Origin of the sequence: Psittacicella hinzii, assembly GCF_003585885.1 — a bacterium.
Lineage (GTDB): Bacteria > Pseudomonadota > Gammaproteobacteria > Enterobacterales > Psittacicellaceae > Psittacicella.
The window spans coordinates 1-18956 of sequence record NZ_NRHC01000104.1 but is presented as its reverse complement, the minus strand read 5'-3'; the positions used below and the strand labels follow the sequence as shown (position 1 = coordinate 18956).

10 protein-coding genes are annotated in these 18956 nt (G+C 36.2%); 8 read left to right on the top strand and 2 right to left on the bottom strand.

Annotation, left to right across the window (positions count from 1 at the left end):
* Positions 1-307 precede the first annotated feature (307 nt).
* The 4 genes from CKF54_RS07005 (at position 308) to CKF54_RS06990 (ending at position 10125) form a co-directional block, all read left to right on the top strand.
* Complete coding sequence (locus tag CKF54_RS07005; protein WP_119525641.1) at positions 308-4036, top strand: AAA family ATPase; 3729 nt, start codon at positions 308-310, stop codon at positions 4034-4036.
* Between the two features lie 58 nt (positions 4037-4094).
* Complete coding sequence (locus tag CKF54_RS07000; protein ID WP_119525640.1) at positions 4095-6368, top strand: adenylyltransferase/cytidyltransferase family protein; 2274 nt, start codon at positions 4095-4097, stop codon at positions 6366-6368.
* Positions 6369-7169: 801 nt separating this feature from the next.
* Positions 7170-8165 (top strand): bifunctional chorismate mutase/prephenate dehydrogenase, encoded by a 996-nt coding sequence (gene tyrA / locus CKF54_RS06995; protein ID WP_119525639.1) that lies wholly within the window; start codon positions 7170-7172, stop codon positions 8163-8165.
* 1 nt (position 8166) lies between these two features.
* Complete coding sequence (locus CKF54_RS06990; protein WP_262407828.1) at positions 8167-10125, top strand: ABC-F family ATP-binding cassette domain-containing protein; 1959 nt, start codon at positions 8167-8169, stop codon at positions 10123-10125.
* A 202-nt stretch (positions 10126-10327) separates the two neighbouring features.
* Here the strand turns inward: CKF54_RS06990 and CKF54_RS06985 are convergent, their stop codons facing one another.
* Positions 10328-11020 carry a TetR/AcrR family transcriptional regulator gene (locus tag CKF54_RS06985; RefSeq protein ID WP_119525637.1) on the bottom strand — a complete coding sequence of 231 codons (693 nt, stop codon included), beginning with the start codon at positions 11018-11020 and terminating at the stop codon, positions 10328-10330.
* Positions 11021-12259: 1239 nt separating this feature from the next.
* Here CKF54_RS06985 and rpsO point away from each other — a divergent pair.
* The 4 genes from rpsO to CKF54_RS06960 all read left to right on the top strand — a co-directional run bounded on the left by rpsO (position 12260) and on the right by CKF54_RS06960 (position 18466).
* Positions 12260-12529, top strand: coding sequence for a 30S ribosomal protein S15 (rpsO, locus tag CKF54_RS06975; RefSeq protein WP_119525635.1), 270 nt, complete (start codon positions 12260-12262; stop codon positions 12527-12529).
* 463 nt (positions 12530-12992) lie between these two features.
* Positions 12993-13754, top strand: coding sequence for an AzlC family ABC transporter permease (locus CKF54_RS06970; RefSeq protein ID WP_119525634.1), 762 nt, complete (start codon positions 12993-12995; stop codon positions 13752-13754).
* A gap of 2 nt (positions 13755-13756) precedes the next feature.
* A complete protein-coding gene (locus CKF54_RS06965; RefSeq protein ID WP_119525633.1) occupies positions 13757-14359 on the top strand; it encodes an AzlD domain-containing protein in 603 nt (200 codons plus the stop codon).
* A 591-nt stretch (positions 14360-14950) separates the two neighbouring features.
* Complete coding sequence (locus CKF54_RS06960; RefSeq protein ID WP_119525632.1) at positions 14951-18466, top strand: S8 family serine peptidase; 3516 nt, start codon at positions 14951-14953, stop codon at positions 18464-18466.
* Between the two features lie 157 nt (positions 18467-18623).
* On the opposite strand, the gene CKF54_RS08195 is transcribed toward CKF54_RS06960, so the two are convergent.
* Positions 18624-18956, bottom strand: a 333-nt coding sequence (locus CKF54_RS08195) for a hypothetical protein (RefSeq protein ID WP_222987563.1), incomplete at its 5' end; no start/stop codon positions are given.

Here is an 18956-nt window from a genome sequence, read left to right as displayed (position 1 = left end):
TTTCTCGCACTCTAATCATTTTATTACAAATTGCAATCTTCTACTTAGATATTTTTGCCCAAAATTGAAAGGAAACTAACAAATGTTTGCTAAGTTTAGGACAAGTTATTACTTAACTTGAGGAGAAAAGGGAAATTATTGTACCTTAACCAGAGTTGGTCAGCAATTTGCTCACAGAGAAGTAGATTAAATAAAAATATGAGAACCAAGTAATTAATTCTAAGAAAAATCTGATTTTTAGCGAGGATAACGGATAAATTGATTATAATAAGAGAAAAAAGTTAAACCTTTTAAGTATTTACTCTACATGGATCAAATTTACACTACTCTCCAAGCTGAAAAGAAACCATTAAACCAAGTGCTTTATCGTGAAGCACGTCGTGCTTATTTAGCGCGTAAGCTTGAACCAAGTTATTACAATGCTCTGCTAACGATCATTGATCTTAGTGGACCTCATCCTCAAGAAACTCTAACTCATGGCTATACTATTTATCCAGGACAAAATGACTATGACACTTTATTAGCAAACTTTTTGTTTGCTTTATTAAAGTATGAGCATATCCATGATAATACGGCAATTAGCATGGACGAGTTTTTTGCTCGTGTAACTCTTTGGGGAAAACATCATGACTTGGCATTGCTCGTGGGAAGCTATGTAGAGCAAGTAAAAGAGGTCAAAGATTTTCAACAAGCGAGTGAAGAGATTACTTTCTTTGGCGATCCAGAGTTTCCTTATCAGTATCCAAGAAGTCAACTGTTAGGTGGCGAGGCAATAGGTCAGCTACCAAGAGATGAAGAAAGATCAGAACTTGGATCGAAAATAGTGCTTGAGTTCCAAGTAGCTCAATTACAAAGCAATGTAAGTAATTACTTAGCTAACCTTTTTGCTTCACTCAAAAGCACCAACAAAGTAGAAGAGACTTTGTACAAAAAGCTTTTAGCAGCTATTGCTAAAAAGAGCTTAGCTAAAGAGTACAAAAAACAACCTCTACTTGAACTTTTTGCGACAAAATTAACAGAGCATGTATGGCAACAGTTGCTAATTAACTACCCATACGAAGTGAGTAATGGCAAAATTGATCAGGAGTTTTTACTAGCACCTCTTAGAAGTCATCTATGGCAAGTAAATCCACAAGAGTTTTTCCTTGACCTAACCGAGGGCTTGTTAGAGCAAAACTTTATTAAAAGCCAACAAGATACTTTTGTGGAGTTTTACTATCGTAATCTTCGTTTACATTTGGCTTTAGCGCGAGTTTTAATTGGGCAAGAAAGACTTGGAGGCGGAGTTGATGATTTAGTTGGTGATCCGGTTGACTTGAGTGTTCAGGAAATTAGCGAGCAAGAACAAACCTCTGATCTTGTAGCTAAGCAAGTAGCTAAGCAAGAAGAAACACCAACAGGTCTATGGCAAGATATCTCAGCTTGGCAAAAGTTCTTTACTTGTCAGCCATATTTTTGCCAAGTAGTTAATGCTGCAGAACGTTTAACTTTAGTTAAGAGTAAGTACAAACTTGCAGAAGAAAAACAACAAGCAAGTGCAGAAGAAAAACTACAAGCAAGTGCTGAAGAAAATATCTCTGCAAGTGCTGAAGAAAAGATTTCAGCAAGTGCAGAAGAAAACCTAGCTACTGGCAAAGAGCAAAAGCTTTCAACAAACGCAGAAGAAAAACTATCTGCAAGTAAAAGAGAACAAGAGTCTGGTAATGATCTTAGCGATCTTAGCTTAGAGGCTGAAGCTCCAAAACATTTACGCTTCTTTGTTATTCAGCAACCGCAAGGGTTTATCAGTCTTTCTTTACCTTATGTCCAAGAAACAGCGGTAGTTAAATATCTAACCCGTAAAGGTCAAACTAAACTAGTTTATAACTTCCCTGATGACCAAGGCAATAATCTTAAAGATCAACTCTTAGTTCACTTACTAAATTTTTTAAATCGTTTTGGGAGACAAGAGGGGGATTTTGAACGTGCTTTAGAAGCGGGGGAAGTACCAAACAACCAAGACTTAAGTTCGGTAGTGGCTTTAGAGCAAGCATTGAGCTTTTTAATTGGTGGTCCAGGGACGGGGAAAACAACTACAGCTTACCGTATGATCTTTTTAAGTTTAGCGTTAAAGCTCTTTAGTCGTAAGACTAATCAAGCTTTAACTCTGTATTTATTAGCACCAACCGGTAAAGCTGCTTCGCACTTAGGGGATAGTATTCGTAATCGTGCACAAGGCTTAAGAAAGCATTGGCTAGATTATGTTGCAGGTAAGGATAGTTTTGAAACCCGTTTAATTAGTCAATTACTGACTAATTTAAGTAACTTACTTAAGTTAGAGCTTGATCTTGTTCAGAAAAAGTTCAAGTTAATTCTAGATTCGCTCTTAGGGGCAACTGATTCTACCTTGCATGCTGCTCTAGGAATTAACCCAATTCATGTTGAAGGTAAATACTTAGGCGTGCATAAGTTACAAGCTGATCTAATTATTGTCGATGAAGTAGGGATGATAAACTTACAAAACTTTGTAACCTTACTTTACTCACTTGATTTACCAACCCAGTTAATTTTACTGGGGGATAAAAACCAGTTACCATCAATTGGTGAGGGAAATGTCCTCGAAAGTGTTTCTTACCAACTAGAGCAAAGTGTTTATGCTCCAAGCAAGGATAAGCTCCGAGCTTATTCTCCGCAGGTAAATAATGCTGAAGTTTTTGCTCAAGTATACCAACGTCCAATTGCTACTTATTGGTCTAAAGACCAAGAAGCTAGCTTGGTAAGCAAAGATAATCTCTCTAATTTTGCAGACTTAGTGCACGAACTAACTAAGTCACACCGTTATAAAGAAGATAGTATTATTGCTAGTTATGCCGAGTACATTAATCGCGCGGAAGCTGGACAAGAGGGGTACTTACCTCATAGTCAGTTTTTACAACAAGAACTAAGTGACCTAGAAAAAACCGGTGGTTATTTCTACTCTTACCAAGATATTTTTGTCTCTTGGCTTGAAGCTCTTGTTGCTCTAGCTAAAGATCATAAAGAACTCAAAAAACTATCCCTTGCTGGAAAAGCTTCTTTTTTTAGAAAGTTACTGGCAAAGGAAAATAGTGATGAAGTTGTGGTAAAAGTACGTGAGTTGTTTAGTCAACTAAGTGAGCAAGGACTGCAAGCAGAAGATTGTGCTAACTTAAGTCAAGAAAGTAAAATTATCTCAGATCAACTCCGTAAAGCTTTCCAAGTATTTAAAGATGGTGAGTTTCGTCTTGCAGGGAATTATAATGACTTTAGTCAGAGTTTAATTTTACATCGTGCTTCTAAGGCATTTGCGCCTTTGCTGGACTTGGCAGGAGAGTATGACAAGCTTTATAATCAAGCAAGAGATATTAGAGATAAAGGTGTAACTTCAGGACAAGAGGCTCTTAATGGACAAGACCTTATTAATGGACAAGACGCTATTAATAGAGAGGCTCTAGGTCAAGATCTTCGTCAGGATATAAGTCAAGAACTTCGCCAAAATCTCCGTCAGGATATCCTCGCAAAAGCCTTTGCCATTATTGAAAACGTTCGTTTTCTCTGTCCAGGTCGTGAAAACAACCTAGGGGTAAACGTCCTTAATAAGCTGATGTTTAAAGAAAACTACTTTGAGGCTGATACCTTTTACCCTATTGTAGTAACTACTAACCAGGCAGATTTAAAACTATCTAATGGTGACTTAGGTTTAGTAGTTAAAGAAGCTGGACAGACTTACGTTTACTTTAACCAAAAAGATACAAGCAACAACTATAAACGTGAGCCTTTATCTTTTATTAACAAGTACGAGTTAGCGTTTTTTACAACCATTCACAAATCTCAAGGTGATGAGTTTGACAATACTTACATAGTTCTGCCTCTGAAGCTAAGTGATTTTGCTATCTCCCGTAGTATGTTGTACACCGCAATTACTCGTGCTAAAAAGAACGTCTATATATTTGCTCCTCGAGAGTATTATTTAGAAAATAATTTTAGTAAAAATCAAAGAAAGAGTTCAATTCTCTATTCTTGGGATCAATACCTATAATTTGCTCATAATCTCTAGCTTATCCTAGAGATTATGAGCGCTAAATCTCCAAATTATTATGTCGAGAGCAAAAAAGAAAATAATAAATCCTGTATACGCCGAGCACTTAAGCCATGAAGAACTCGAAGAGCTTAAATTAGCTTTCGAAGAGTCGGCAGAAGCAGCTTACCAGCAGGTGCATGACCACAGTCGCTCTTATGAGCCCTTGGACATGGAAAACCAAGTTTTTATCACGAATATGCTTACCCCTAAAAGCAAAAAAGGATTACCTGAGAATGCTAAGATTGGGGTAATCTTTGGGAAGTTCTACCCTTTGCATCAGGGACACTTGTATATGATTGATCGCGCTCGTATTGAGTGTGACTACTTGTATATTTTTGTTTGTTCTGATGAAAAACGTGATGAAAGATTATTCTGGGATTCTTCTTTACCAGTACAACCAACGCGTGAAGTACGTACTTCATGGGTACGTCGTGCTACTGAAGCTTACAGCAACGTTGAAGTATATAACTTACGTGAAGATAACATTCCATCTTACCCAAATGGTTGGTTTGAATGGGCGCGTGTTGTGCAATTTCATCTAGATCAGCTAGAGCACAAACCTAAATACGTTTATACTTCAGAACCTCAGGATGCAGAGAATTACAAGTACTATCTGGATTTAGAAGCTGTACTAGTTGATCCTGCACGTGATTATGTGCCAATTTCAGGAACCGAGTGTCGTCGTAATATCTTTACGAACTTCAACTATCTACCTGAAGTGGTAAAAGCTGATGTTGTATTAAACATCAATCTAGATCTAGATTGGTTACTTAACTACTATGGCATAGACGCAACTACACCAAATCCAGAGTTAGAAAGAATTGGGAAATTATTACGTCACATGTGTCGTAACTATGGCTTTAACTTTTGTACGCCAATTCTGGATAACTTTAGTTCTGGTAATCTAGAGGATATAAAGTATTCTTTTGCCAACAATAGCCCAGTAACTATTACTTGGGGTAATCCAGGAAGCTTACCTGGTACCAAACAAGGTGAAGTTGTTCATCAGGTCTTTAAAAACCTTGAGCAGTTTGATGAGCAAATTGCTGAGCATGAAAAAGCGCAAAGCTTATTAGCAACTATTGCTAGTGAAAATCCTGATTTTGCTTCAAACATTGAAATCAATCAGGATATTGTTGCTTGGTTTAACCACAGTATTGGGTTAGATGAGCGTTTATTAACCGCTAATGCCTTTAACCACTATACGGTGAGAATTTTTAGCTTACAAGATCGTAGTCTATACACCGCAGTGGATGCCGAAACAGCCCAAGCGAATTTAGCTTACGCGCAAGCGCATGGTTTGGAGTTTGATCAAGAGTTAGGTGTTTACTTTCCAAAGGTAACAAGCTGGAATTTAATTCGCGATATAGTTAAAGCGCAAAATAATGAATTCTATGTAGCTTGTGCCTTACATAGTAAGTTCCGTCATGTTGAGCATTTAGCGCCTCTGTATCTAGGGGTAACTAACTATGCTAATCTGTGGCATCAAGAGATTAACTACTTACCAACAGGTTTAAGTTTTAAACTATCACCAAATATTAGTTACAAGATAGGTATTGCTAAACTTGAAGATCTAGAGTTCGCAATTGTTACGGTAGTAAGAACTTTAATCTCTCGTTTACAAGAGAGCTTAAAACCACCATACGATCCAATGATCTTAACTCGTCCTTCAGAGAATCGTATGCGTAACCTCAACAACTGTATCAAACGCTTAGAGAACTTAATCTCACAGCAAGATCCTGATAAGCTACAAGCTTTAGGTACGCTTGCAGAGCAAACGGAAGTAGCAAGTAAGAAGCAAGGAAATAGTAGCTTAGACTTAACTGAAGCTACTGACGAGCTTAAAGTGATCCAAGCAGAACAAGAGGCTACAGCTAAAGCTAAGGACGCAGAACGCTTAGCTAAGTATGCTAACATTCGCGGTAAGCACCGCTATGAGCGTAAAGTGCAAGCGCAAATTGAAGATCTTGAAAGTAAAATCCAAGAGTACATCAAAGAGCGAGAACTTACTGGGATTCACTTCTTGTATCGTCGTCAAAATCCAACAGATCCAGTTGAAAGTAAAACTTATATCTTTAATCGTAACCAAGAAGATGATGTTATTCGTTCAAACCAAGCGATTAAATATTTAAGTGATATTTATATTAACTGGGTGGATCTTTATACCTTTAAACTACCTGGGTTTGGATTTATTACTCCAGAACCAAATAGTTTACCAACTTTAAATCACAAGGTAAGCAAGGTAAGAGAACCAAGACTAGCGGATATCTTACAAAGTAAAGACGAGTAATCTATTTCTTGTAAAAAGATTTATTTGCTGAGGATAGAGGCATTGCGATAGATGCATTGCTTAAGATAGTTGCAGATCGCAGATCGCAGATCGTAAATAGCAGTTGCCAATAGTAGTTGCCAATAGCATTTGCAACCTGCAGATTCTTACAAAAGAGACTTTTACTTACTCGCTAATAGTTACAAAAGTAAGCTTATCGAAAAAAAGTATTTGCCTTTTCTAACAAAAGAGACTTTTACTTTCTTACTAAAAATTACAAAAGTAAGCTGAATGCTTCTTTTTACAAGTAAAAAACGCAGAAATTGCAAATAAATACCCTTATTATCAATAACTTAAGTAATTAAATCAAAATTTTTTACTTTTTTTACTGACTTTTTTACTTTTATCTTTTATAATATAAGTATTCTTAATTTTTGCATTCATATATTTTAAGTTTCGGTCTAGAACTCTCCTTCTAGTTCAAATTTAAAGTTCTCAAATTCTATAGAGCGACAGGCAACTGTGGCTCTTTTTATTTTGCCTAAATTTTGCCTAAATTTGCCTACGGGTGCTTTTTTTCGGTGGTTTTGTGCTGGCTGTGTTTGCAGTGTTGTATGTGATTTTGTCATTGCTACGGGTGTTTTGGTTATAGTTACCAGTGTTTTGGTTATAGTTACCAGTGTTTTGGTTATTGTTACCGGAGTTTTGGTTATTGTGGTGTTCTTGTGCTTACTTATACTTGTGAGTACGATTATCTGCTGAGGAAATAGGCTATATTTGTTAAAATAGTAAGCAAAAAATCTTACTTAGGAAAGTGTTAGTATGGAAGAAATTTTAACCGCAGAAGAAAAAGCGCAATTAGAATTTATTGAAGATAAGATTAGACGTATTGAAGACGAAAGAGAAAAACTTATCGAAAGTGCACAACTTCGTTTATTAAGCGAGTTTGATGCGCTTAAAGACAAAATTGTATGTGTAATTGGTGGTAAAGGTGGTTTAGGTTCTATTTTCTTAGAAATCTTTGCTGGTACCCACAGTACACGTTTAGCTTTTGCTATTGACCAAGATAATGCTCACTTAGCGCCAGAATTATTACCTCATGCTGATTTAGTAATCTTTGCGGTACCAATTCATCAAACGCCAGAACTGATTGCTCATTATTGTCAGTGGATTAAACCAACTGCAGGGATTTGTGATATAACTTCAATTAAAACACCTGCTGTTGAAGCTATGCTAGCTCACCACGAAGGTCCGGTAATGGGACTGCACCCAATGTTCGGGATTGCTACCCCAAGTTTAAATAAACAGTTAATTATTACTTGTCCTGGAAGAGACGCTGCTTACTTTGCACCATACATTCAGTTATGGAAAATCCTAGGGGCTAGAATTGTTGAAACTACGGCTGCAAAGCATGACAAGATTATGACGCACATGCAGGCTGTACGTCACTTTAATACTTATTTACAAGGACGTTTTACCGCAGAGCAAGGTTTTACTTTACAAGAGTTAACTGATTTATCTTCACCGATTTATGGTTTAGAGCTAATTATGATCGGTCGTCTCTTTGCGCAAAATCCAGAGTTATATGCAGATATTATCTATGATAACCCTGAAAGCAAAGAAGCTATGAAAAAATACCTTGCAACTGCTAGTCAAGCAATTGCCCAACTGCAAGAAGATAACAAAGCTGACTTTATAGAAAACTTTGGTAAAACCGCAGAGTTCTTCGGTGATAAAGCTGATCTTTTCTTATATCAATCTTCGCTTATTTTACAAGAAGCGATTAAATTAAAAGAAATCGATGATAACCGCGACTAATATGAATATTTGGGTGGGAAGTAGAGAGCTTCTCCACTCGTTAAACTTTAGAGTAAATGCAGGTAATAAAGTAGCTTTGTGTGGTGCTAATGGTACAGGCAAAACGACTTTAATGAATACATTTAAACTCAATGCTCAAGAGCGTAAATTACAGTTTGGGCAAAGTTTAGAAATAGATCCTGTGCGTATAGCTTGGGTAGAGCAAGAGGTTCCGAACACAGAGCAAGTTGCACTTGAATATGTGATTAATGGGGACTATGAGTATGCTCACTGGCAAGCGCAACTAGCGCAAGCTATGGCATCTAACGACAGTGAAGTTATTGCTTTGGCTAATGCCAAGCTCGATGAAATCGACGCTTGGACAATAAAAACACGTGCGGCCATTATCTTAGAGGGGTTGGGGTTTAACCAAGAGCAACAAGGGAAACCAGTGAACCAACTGTCGGGGGGATGGCGTATTCGTCTTAACCTAGCTCGTGCTTTACTAGTGCATAGTGAGTTACTGCTTCTTGATGAGCCGACGAACCACTTGGATATAGATGCAGTTTATTGGTTAGAAGATTTTCTTAGTAAACGTTACCAAGGAACTATTGTTTTTATTTCCCATGACCAAGAGTTTATGGATAACCTTGCTGATCATGTACTCTATATTGAGAACCAAACAATAAGTTCTTACACTGGTAACTATTCTGACTTTGTTCGTCAGCGTGCTAAAAACCTAGAAATTCAAGAAAAGCAGTACATTAATCAACAAAAGCATATTGAAAAAGTAAAAGGTTTTATTGAGCGTTTTCGTTACAAAGCAAGAAAAGCAAGTCAAGCACAATCGCGTATCAAGTATTTAGAAAAGCTTGAACGTATTGACCCGGTTGTTACTAAAAACCCATTTGACTTTCACTTCTTGGAAAGTAAACGTTTACCAGCAGTAATTGCTAATTTACGTAAAGCTAATATAGGTTATATCTCTGGACAACCAGTCTTAAAGAATGTTAACTTTAATATTATGCCAGGGATGCGTATTGGTTTACTGGGGTTAAATGGTGCGGGTAAGTCTACCTTAATAAAAGCTTTGGCGTCAGAGTTACAACCTCTTGATGGAGTGGGCACTATTCAGATTAATGAACTAGTGCAACTTGGCTACTTTAATCAGTATGTAGTTGATAAACTAGATTTAAATGCAACGCCAATTGAACTTTTAACACGTTTGGATCCGCAAATTCTGCCACAAGAGGCAAGAACTTTTTTAGGTGGATTTAACTTTAGTGGTGATAAAGTTTTTGAGAAAATTGAAAACTTTTCAGGGGGTGAGAAATCACGCTTGGCGTTAGCGTTAATTGTCTATCAGCGTCCGAACTTACTGTTACTCGATGAGCCAACTAACCATTTAGATCTGGATATGCGTCAAGCTCTAGCGACAGCTTTACAAGAGTTTACCGGATCGTTAATTGTCGTTTCGCACGACCGTTTCTTACTAGCTGCCGTAGTTGAAGAGTTCTACCTCGTTAATGATGGTAAGGTAGAAGAGTTCAATGGTGATCTTGATGACTACTACAAATGGGTATTAAATTACAAAGCTGAAAAAGAGAAACAGCGCCTTGAAGCTCATGCCCAAAAAGTTGCAGCTAGTCAAGCAGAGAACCCAACAACTAGCCAACCTAAAGAGGAAAAAGACGTTCTAGCGGATACACGTCTAGCGCGTGAGTTAAAACGTTTAACTCTTAGCAAAACCCAAGAGCAAAATCGTCTGTTAAAACAAATGGATGAAGTAAAAGAGGAGTTAGCTCGTATTGAACAGCAGTTCCTTGATCCTGAGATTACCGTAGACGGCGCTAAGGTAAGTGCTCTTGCTTTAGAGAATAATCAGTACAAAGCTAAACTTGATGAGCTTGAAGAAGCTTGGATGGAGTTAGAGCTAGAAATAGAAGAGATTACTGCTGATTTTATTGCGCAACATAGCTAAGTTATGCAACATAGCTAAGAGCTTAGAGTGCTCAGCATACGTAAAACCACTAGAGGGTGAGACTTTATCGTCTCACCCTCTAGTGGTTTATTTGGTTTATTTTTAAAACAAGCAGTTATTTGCATTTGCTTTCAGGAGCATGTAGCAGTTGTGGTTGTTGCAACAGTTGCTGTTAGCAGTAGTTTATTCTAATGCTTTATAGCTAGTTGCTTGCTTGTTGTGGAGTAGAGTTTTGTTGTTCTTGCGCAACGTTTTGTTGCTCTTGAGCTAACTTCTTGAGTAATTCTTCAGTTTCTTCTTTAGTCTTACCACAAAGAGATAACCAATAAGCATTGAATTGAATTTCGGCATATTGGTCAATTAGCTTAGGATCTGTAACATCATTGATCACGCAGTAATGAATAACGTTATTCCCCATATTTGCAAATAGACTTAAAGCCATGTCCAATGGAGCATCTTTCATTGGTCCATATGGAATAATAAGTTCGACTAACTTAGTAATTGCGCCACATTCATTACGGAACGTATCTAAAAACTCTTTTGGAAATTGTTTGCTAAGAATGTAACGGTTTAATAAGATAGATCTTTCTGGGTGAGCAATTCCGTAATTAATATACTCTTTAAAAGAGCTTTTAATTGCTTCTAACGAGCAAGCTTTGCTGTTATGCTCATCAAAGTATTTAAGTAATACTTCTAGTAAGTTGCTTTTTAAATAAAGGTATACATTACTCATAAGGTCATCTTTACTTTTGAAATAAGTAAAGATTGTCCCTTCTGAAACTTTTGCTTCACGAGCTATTTTACTCGTCGGCGCATTAAAGCCGTCTTGATAAAACAAATTAATTGCAGATAAAATGATTGCTTCTCTTTTCTCTGCACAGAGGGGTCTAGCCATAATATAGTCCAAATAGGTTGATGTTAGTTGAAGAGTAAGAGAGTGCAAAAATTCTCACTCTAGTAAAGTGAGGAAACAAAAAGATTTTTGTACAAAAATCTTTTTGAATGCTCACTTGTCATGTAATAGGTAGGTAATACCGTAGGATATTAAGCTTAGTTATAGTTATTTCAACCATGAGGATTAATTTTATTAATTGAGTAATCGCTCATTTATATCTGTATTATAACGTAAGCAAGGAGTTCTATAAGAAATATTTGACATATTTTTATAGGGTTATTAGTTATATGTATGTTTATTAAGGTAATTTCTTTTAGAAATAAACTACTTGTAGATAGAAAACTAGCTGTTATGGGCTTCAAAACTATTGCTTTGCAACCATTGAACCTGCAAAATATGAGGTTTTGCAAGTAAATTTTGTAAGCTTATCAGATATTATTCTCTGATTATTTTGTTCTGTGTCTCTTAGAAGCTAGCTAGCTCTTAGAATTTTGTTCTTCCAATCTTAGAATTTAGTTAACTCTCAGAATTTAGTTAGTTCTCTTAGAGGATAGTTAGCAATTATTTGGTCTCTGCTTACGAATTTACTTGCTAGCAGTTGCTAGATAAAACAAAAAGTCGTCAGCTGACGACTTTGTAGTGTTATTAAGTTTGTCAAAATTTTTTATAGTGAATTTGTACGCTTGTACAATTTGACGGACAATATTATAGCAAAGAACTACTATATTTTCAGAAGAGAATATAATTTTTTCTCTTATACTTTGGCTAATGATTTCTCTTGCTATTTTTACAGCTGTTTTTCTAGTTGCTTCTCTCACTATTTTAGGTTGCTATTTTTATGTCTCCTTGCTTGAAGAGGATTAAAGTTTAAGCGTACATTATTAGTACATTATTAGTACATTATGCGTACATTATTAGTACATTATTTAAAACTTGTGCTTTGTTCTCTAGTTCAGGAAGAGCTTGCAGGGAAAAACTTTTATCGTTTGATTTTTCTTCAAGAAAACAAAAAAAGTCTAACTAAGTAACTTTATATTTGTTATAATAGCAGTCGCATTTTGAAATTTGTTCTATCTTACTCTAAGAAATAGAATGTTCTATAGTTTCAAAATGTGATCAGGATTAATTATTAAAGTAGATCGAAATAAAAAAAGTACTCTTTAGTAATTGCGCCTATACTGAGTTAGAGATCGGTATCAGGTGAGTTTAGTAATAATTTTTTTATATAGGAAATTAAATATGTCTCTAAGTTCAGAACAAAAAGCTGAAATTTTAGCTAAATTTGGTCGTACAGAAAAGGATACTGGTTCTTCTGAAGTGCAAATCGCGTTATTAACTGCGCAAATCAACCACTTACAAGACCACTTCCGTGTTCATACTAAAGATCACCACGGTCGTCGTGGCTTATTACGTATGGTTTCTAAACGTCGTAAATTATTAGACTACTTAAAACGTACTGATGTTCAAAAATACGTTAACATCGTAACGACATTAGGTTTACGTCGCTAATTTGTTTTGGAGCTTTCGTTCCTACTTTTTATAATTAATAAGATTCAATAAAATATATTCATTAAGACTTTTAGCTTTGCTAAAGGTCTTTTTCTTTTGTCTGTAATTTGGGGAGAGGCGATGAGATTAACTATTGCTGTGATATTTCCTAAGGTAACCCCTTGCTTTCTTTGCCTTTTTTGCTAAAATCAAAGATAACGCAATAACTCAGTTGACTTATCCTGCAGTCAGTTTGCTAACTTGCTAACTTGCTAACTTGCTAACTTTCTAACTTGCTAACTTTCTAACTTTCTAACTTGCTAACTTGCTAGCCTGCTATTCTACTAGCTGGCTAAGTGAGAGTTAGTTATTTGAGCGCAGGTTATTTTGAGCACTGGTTATTGCTGTGTGTTTATACTGTTTATTTGGTTAATTATGTTTGTGAGCAAAGCACGGCTTTGCTAGTTAGATTATTAGGTTACTTATGTCTGAAGATTCAAGTAAAGAAAATCAATTACTTAGTCAGCAAAAAGAAACTGCCCAGCAAATGGTAAATGATGCTGACTTGCTAATTAGTTGGAGTACTTTAGCAAAAAATACTCTGCCAATTTTTATTGCATTTTTGGCAGTAGGTGGAGCTTATGGGGTGTTGGCAATTAGTGTAGGTTTGCCGGTTTGGTTTACCTTACTTTCAAGTTTAATAGTGTTTTCGGGATCGGTGCAATTTGCAGCAATTCCGTTAATGGCTGCGCAGGCTAGTTTTAGTTCGTTGTTCTTGACGTCATTTATTATTAGTTTACGTCATATTTTCTATACGATTGCTTTAGCGCCAACTATGAGCAAAAACCTTTGTCGTAAACTCTTTGAAGCTGTTACAATTACCGATCAGTCCTTTGCTTTAATGTCGCTTGAAAGTGAAAAAGTACGTGAGTTAAACTTACTGCGTACGAATTTAATTTTAGCTTTCTATTGGTTTGTTTCGACTTTAGTGGGGGTAGTACTCGGTGGGTTTATTGGAAATTTGGTACCTCATTTAGATTTTGCTTTAGCCGCACTCTTTATTATTTTGGCATATGAGCAATTCAAGAAGAATAAATCTTACTTTGGCGTGGCGTTAGCCGTAGTTGCTTTTGTGCTAGCTAAAGTATTCTTTGCCAATTGGTTAATTCTGGCATCAATTTTATTTTGTGCTTTATGTATTTTACTGCGCAGTTTTGCGAGTAATAAAATGGCAGGAGGTAAATAGTTATGATGCCTGAATTTAGTAATCTTGATTATTTACTCATGATGTTGGTATTAGCTGCGGGTACAGCTTTATCTCGTTGTTTACCACTTCTAGTACCGAAAAAAGTTTTACAAGCGCAATGGTTAGTTGCCTTAAATCGCAGTTTAAGTCTGTGTATTATGACCATTCTGACGTTTGCGAGTTTATCAATTCCAGATGTTAATGCGGAACAGGTGGATTGGGGATTAATTGGCAGTCAAGTAGTGGCATTAGTTCTAGTTCTCGCAATCTACATTCGCTTTAAAAGTACGTTTTTAGCGGTGATCTTGGGGATTGCTTGTGTAAGTGTACCATGGTTAGCAGTGCTAACAATTTTCTGCTTTATGCCAAACCGTGCGAAGTTTGCAGGTTTAAATCCACTAAGAACTTTACGTTTACGTAAAAATTCTCCTGAAGATCTTGAAGCAAAATATGAAGATCAAACTTCGAGTTTAGATACTTTAGCTTTTGCTGAAAGTGCTGAAGACAGTCAGAAGATTGCTCGTACAGTAGCAGCTATGGATAAGCTTAATTCTTTAAAAGAACAGAACAAACAACAAGAAGATGATAAAGAATCAGCTAGTTAACTAGCACTTGTTAGGGAAGACTAGTAGTTCAATACTTTTCTGTAACAACTTGTAAATTAAAAGTTGCATATTAGGTTATAAGAGGAAAGCCGGAGCTTGGAAAAGCTCTAGCTTTCCTCTTTTCTTGTTTTAGAGATCAGAAAAAAAGAGTAAATGAGGCTTAGGTAAAATTAACTCAAGTAAATGAAGTTTGAGTAAACAAGACTTAGGATAGAGAGTCTTAAGTAAGCACGAATCCAATAAACGCGAATTAAGTAAAAACTCCTCTAAACTTGGAGAGAAAATCTAAGTTTTTGCGCAAAGTTACTTTAAGTCTGTGAGGTTGTAAGAGGTAATTGCCATTTTTTGGTAAAAATGCGCTTTAAATTGTGTAATTCTTGAGTAATTAACAGCTAGTTAAGGGTATAATAAGAGATATATTTTGGCAAATTTTATTACAGTATTCCCCTTAAGATAAAAGGATAAAATTCTCAAGTTTTGGCTCTTTTTTATAAATAAGATCTCTAGGTATTTTTTTTAGTGGATAATTGATATCACGATAAAGTTACCTAGTGAAAAAGATTCAATTCGGAATTATTTGGTATTTTTAATATGAGTATTAGAAAGTTAAAACTAAATAGCCTAAACAATTCAATCGTTGCAGTTATTTCGGCTATTCTGCTAGCTTCTTGTGGAGGTGGTGGCGGTGGTGGCAGCCAAGCGTCAAACACAGCTTCAACTTCTTTATCTACAGCTTTAACTGCAGTTTCAACTACGCAGTTAGTTCTTCCGACTAATGGTTCTGCAACAAATGATTATAACGTTACTTTAACTGACGTTTCTTTTGCGAATACCAGTGCTCAATCTGTAGCAAATGCTTCATTTACAAGTTCACAGACCGCAAATACAAATGCGTTTACCATTTCTCACACTTCTACAGGTAACACAACTTTAACAGGTTGGCCTACAGATAAAAGTTCAGGCAATGCCGTAAACTACAATAACTTACTAGCTCTTGGTCTAGTAAACGTAGTTTCTGGTGAAGGAGTTACAGTTAATGGTAGTAAATACTACTTATCAGTAACTGGTTCTTCAGCTTCTTACTACGACAAACAAGCTACTTTAGCAGAGAACAGCACTAGCTTCACTGGTTCAAATGTAAAAGTAGGTCTAATTGACGGTTCTTTAAATAAATCTTGGGAAGGTTTTAACTCTTCAAACTTCAATGAAGTTGTAACTACAAACCAGTATTCAACAGATACTACAAATAATACTATTCTAGGATCTGATTCAGATCACGGAACAACTGTAGCGGCAATTATTGCTGCGCAGAGAAATACTACTTACAACGGTTTAACGCCGAATGTAACTATTTACTACAATCAGTTAAATAACTACTCAGCAAATAATTTACTAGGTGAAATTTATACAGCAATGTATAACACCTCTGCGTCGATTATTAATAACTCGTACTATATTCCTTATTTAGTTACTGATACAGAAACTAAAGACATTATTACAGCGAGTTCTTATACGAGCGCATATAGTGCTTTAAAAACGATTACTGCTAAGAGCGACACTCCATTATTTATTTTCTCATCAGGTAACTACGATTATCTTGCTTACTTACAAGCAAAATACCAAGCTGATAGTTCTGTAACCTCATCTTGGACTGATGTAAATTATGGTCGTGGATTAGACACTAATTCATCACTATATCAATTCTCGCAAGATAACGATATCGCTGATGCGATGATCGTAGTAACTGGTTACACCTTAGACGTTAATAACGCTTATACAGCAGTTGCGAATAAAGCGAAAAACCAAGTTTCAAACACTACCGCTTTAAGTGAAAATACTACCACTAACTCACAATTTTCATCAAGTTTATACGTTGCAGGTATTGTAGGTTATAGCACAGGGGCAATTACTGCTGCTTTACAGTGTGGTGTAGTTAAATATAACTGTGTGGCTGGTGCTTATACTTGGGATGTAGCTAATTACAATGCTTCAGGTTCAAGAACTTTCGTAGGTACTTCAGGATCTGCACCAATTGTTTCTGCAGTAGCTGCTATGGTAAAAGAGCAGTTTGACTGGATGACAGCAAAACAATTAAAAACTACTCTTTTAACTACTGCTTACGATATTGGTGAGCAAGGTGTTGATGATGTGTTTGGCTGGGGGGTAATTGACGCCTCTGTAGCTTTAAATGGTCCGGGTGCTTTTGTCTTTGGTGACTTTAATGCTAATATCTCTGGTACAGGTAAGCGTTATTTCTTTAATAACAACATTACAGGTAACTATGGTTTAGTTGTTGAGGGTGCAAACTCTGATGACCAGTTAGTATTAACTGGTAGCAACAACACCTATACAGGTGATACTGTAGTTAAAGGTGGTGTTTTAGTTCTACAAGATAAAAGTAGTGCTGGCATTGGTGGTACCAATGAAACAACTGTTAGCTTAAAAAGTAACCTATACATCAACTCTTTTGGTCGTGCAGCAGCGTACAATGCAACTTTAGCTAATGTTACTAACAACGGTTATTTACAATTACAAAATACGCAAATTTCTGGAAATTTTGTAAATAAAGATAATGCTACTTTAGCAACAAACTTATCTTACTTTGTAAACGTTTCAGGTAATGCTACCTTAGATGGTACTTTAGCTTTAATCAACACTAAAGCTTACGTAAACACTGGTAAAACAACTCAAGTTAAAGTTTTAACCGCAAAAAATATTACGGGTAACTTTGATCAAATCGTTTCTGATTACGATGATTCAGCGACAGTAAACTGTACAGTTTTACAAAACTCAACTTCAGTTTATGTTAATTTAACCGCAAGCTCGGCTTCAACTTACTTAACAAGTGCTGAAGTTAGCCAAGCAGATTACCAAGCTTATAGCGCAGGTGCTAGTCAAGTTGATAAACTCTTAACTGCTGCAGATGCAATTACAACAACTGCAAGTCAAGTTACAGTAACAGGTACGGGTGAAGTGAGCACTGGCGTTAGCTTAACTTCTGCAGATTCTGTAGCAACTACAGCTACAGCTTCATCTGCTGATGTTGCTTTAACAAGTACGGCAAGTACAGATGGAGTTGCCTTAACAGCAGATGATTCAATTATCAACCAAGCAAGTAATGTACAAAGCTTAAGCGCAAGTGAGTTAAACGACTTACTTTTACGTGCTTCAGGTACTATCTATAGCAACTTATTACAAGCAACAAGCCAACAAGCACGTACTAATCTGTTAGATTTTAGTAATGTAGCTTTAGGACGTTTTGCGAGCTTAGATAACCAATGGCATGCTTACGCTGACTATAGTTATCGTTGGCAAGATTGGGATAGCAACTCGAGCTTAAAAGGTCATTTAGATGCTAATGCTTACACTGTAGGTGCTTATACGCAAACCTTAACTGGTTATAACTTAGGTTTTGCAGTGCAAACCCTAAGCGGTAACTGGGATGAAGGTTCTGCAACTTCAAATATCACTGCAGGTTTTGCTAAAGTTAAATCTTATGGCTTTAGTGCAAGCTTTGGTAAAGCGCTTGAGCGTGTATACTATGGTGCTACTCTATACGCTAACTTTAATGACTTTAAAGTAACGCGTACCGTGTTCTCGGACGCCGACCAAAAAGTAAACTTTGATAGTCAAAACTATGGTTTAGACTTATCAGCGGGTTGGTTAGCTCTAGGTAACCTAGAAAGAGGCTTAATTGTAAACGGTGGTTTAACAGCAGAGTTTACGCACCAAGATAGCTTTAACGAAAGTGCAACTAACGCTGCTTCGCAGTTAGTGTCTTTATCAGCACAAAGTCGTTGGTATAAACAACTATTTGCGCATGCTGGTGTAAAAGCATTTACGCAGTTCAAAACCTTTGGTTTTAACTCAGCAGTTGAAGCTGGTTTAAGCGTTACAGGTAAAGTTGCTGGTAGTGATTACAAGTTAAGACTTGCAGATGGTTCAACAACTGGTCAAGTGTTTGATAATGACTTCCTAGCTCGTTTAAACCTAGGTTATAGCATTAACTTAACTAATAACTTCAAGATCTCTTTAGGTGGTAATCTAGAGAAAACTGCTGATTGGAATCAAAAAGCAGTTAAACTTGCTTTAGATTACAAATTCTAAGAGTTGTCTCTTAGCGAATTTAGGAACTTAGGAACTTAGGAACTTATCCTTAGCAACTTAGTTAACTTAAGTGCTTTAGGTACAAATTTTTATTCTGAAAGTAAAAAGTCCTCGGAACAAGAAATTGTTCTGAGGACTTTTTCGTGCCAAGAAAATTCTAAAATTGCTGTGAGAGTTTGGTATTCTTGAGGAAGTTCTCATTGATTTTAAAAATTTCATCAACTTGGTCAATAGCAGCATGGTAGAGTTTACCAATTTCATCAATTGTATCTTTCAGTTGTTCTTCAAGAGCTTCTAGTAAGGTAATATTTTCCTTAATGTTAGCAATAATCTGATTTTTATAGGCATCTATATCTTTGATTAAAACTTTTTTACCAGATATTGATTCTACATCGTACTTTTTGGTTAAGGGAAAAGAAATACGTGCTTTAGGTTCAATTAATTCTCGAGCTTGTTGTAAAACTTCATTGAAACCTAAGTTACCTAGTTC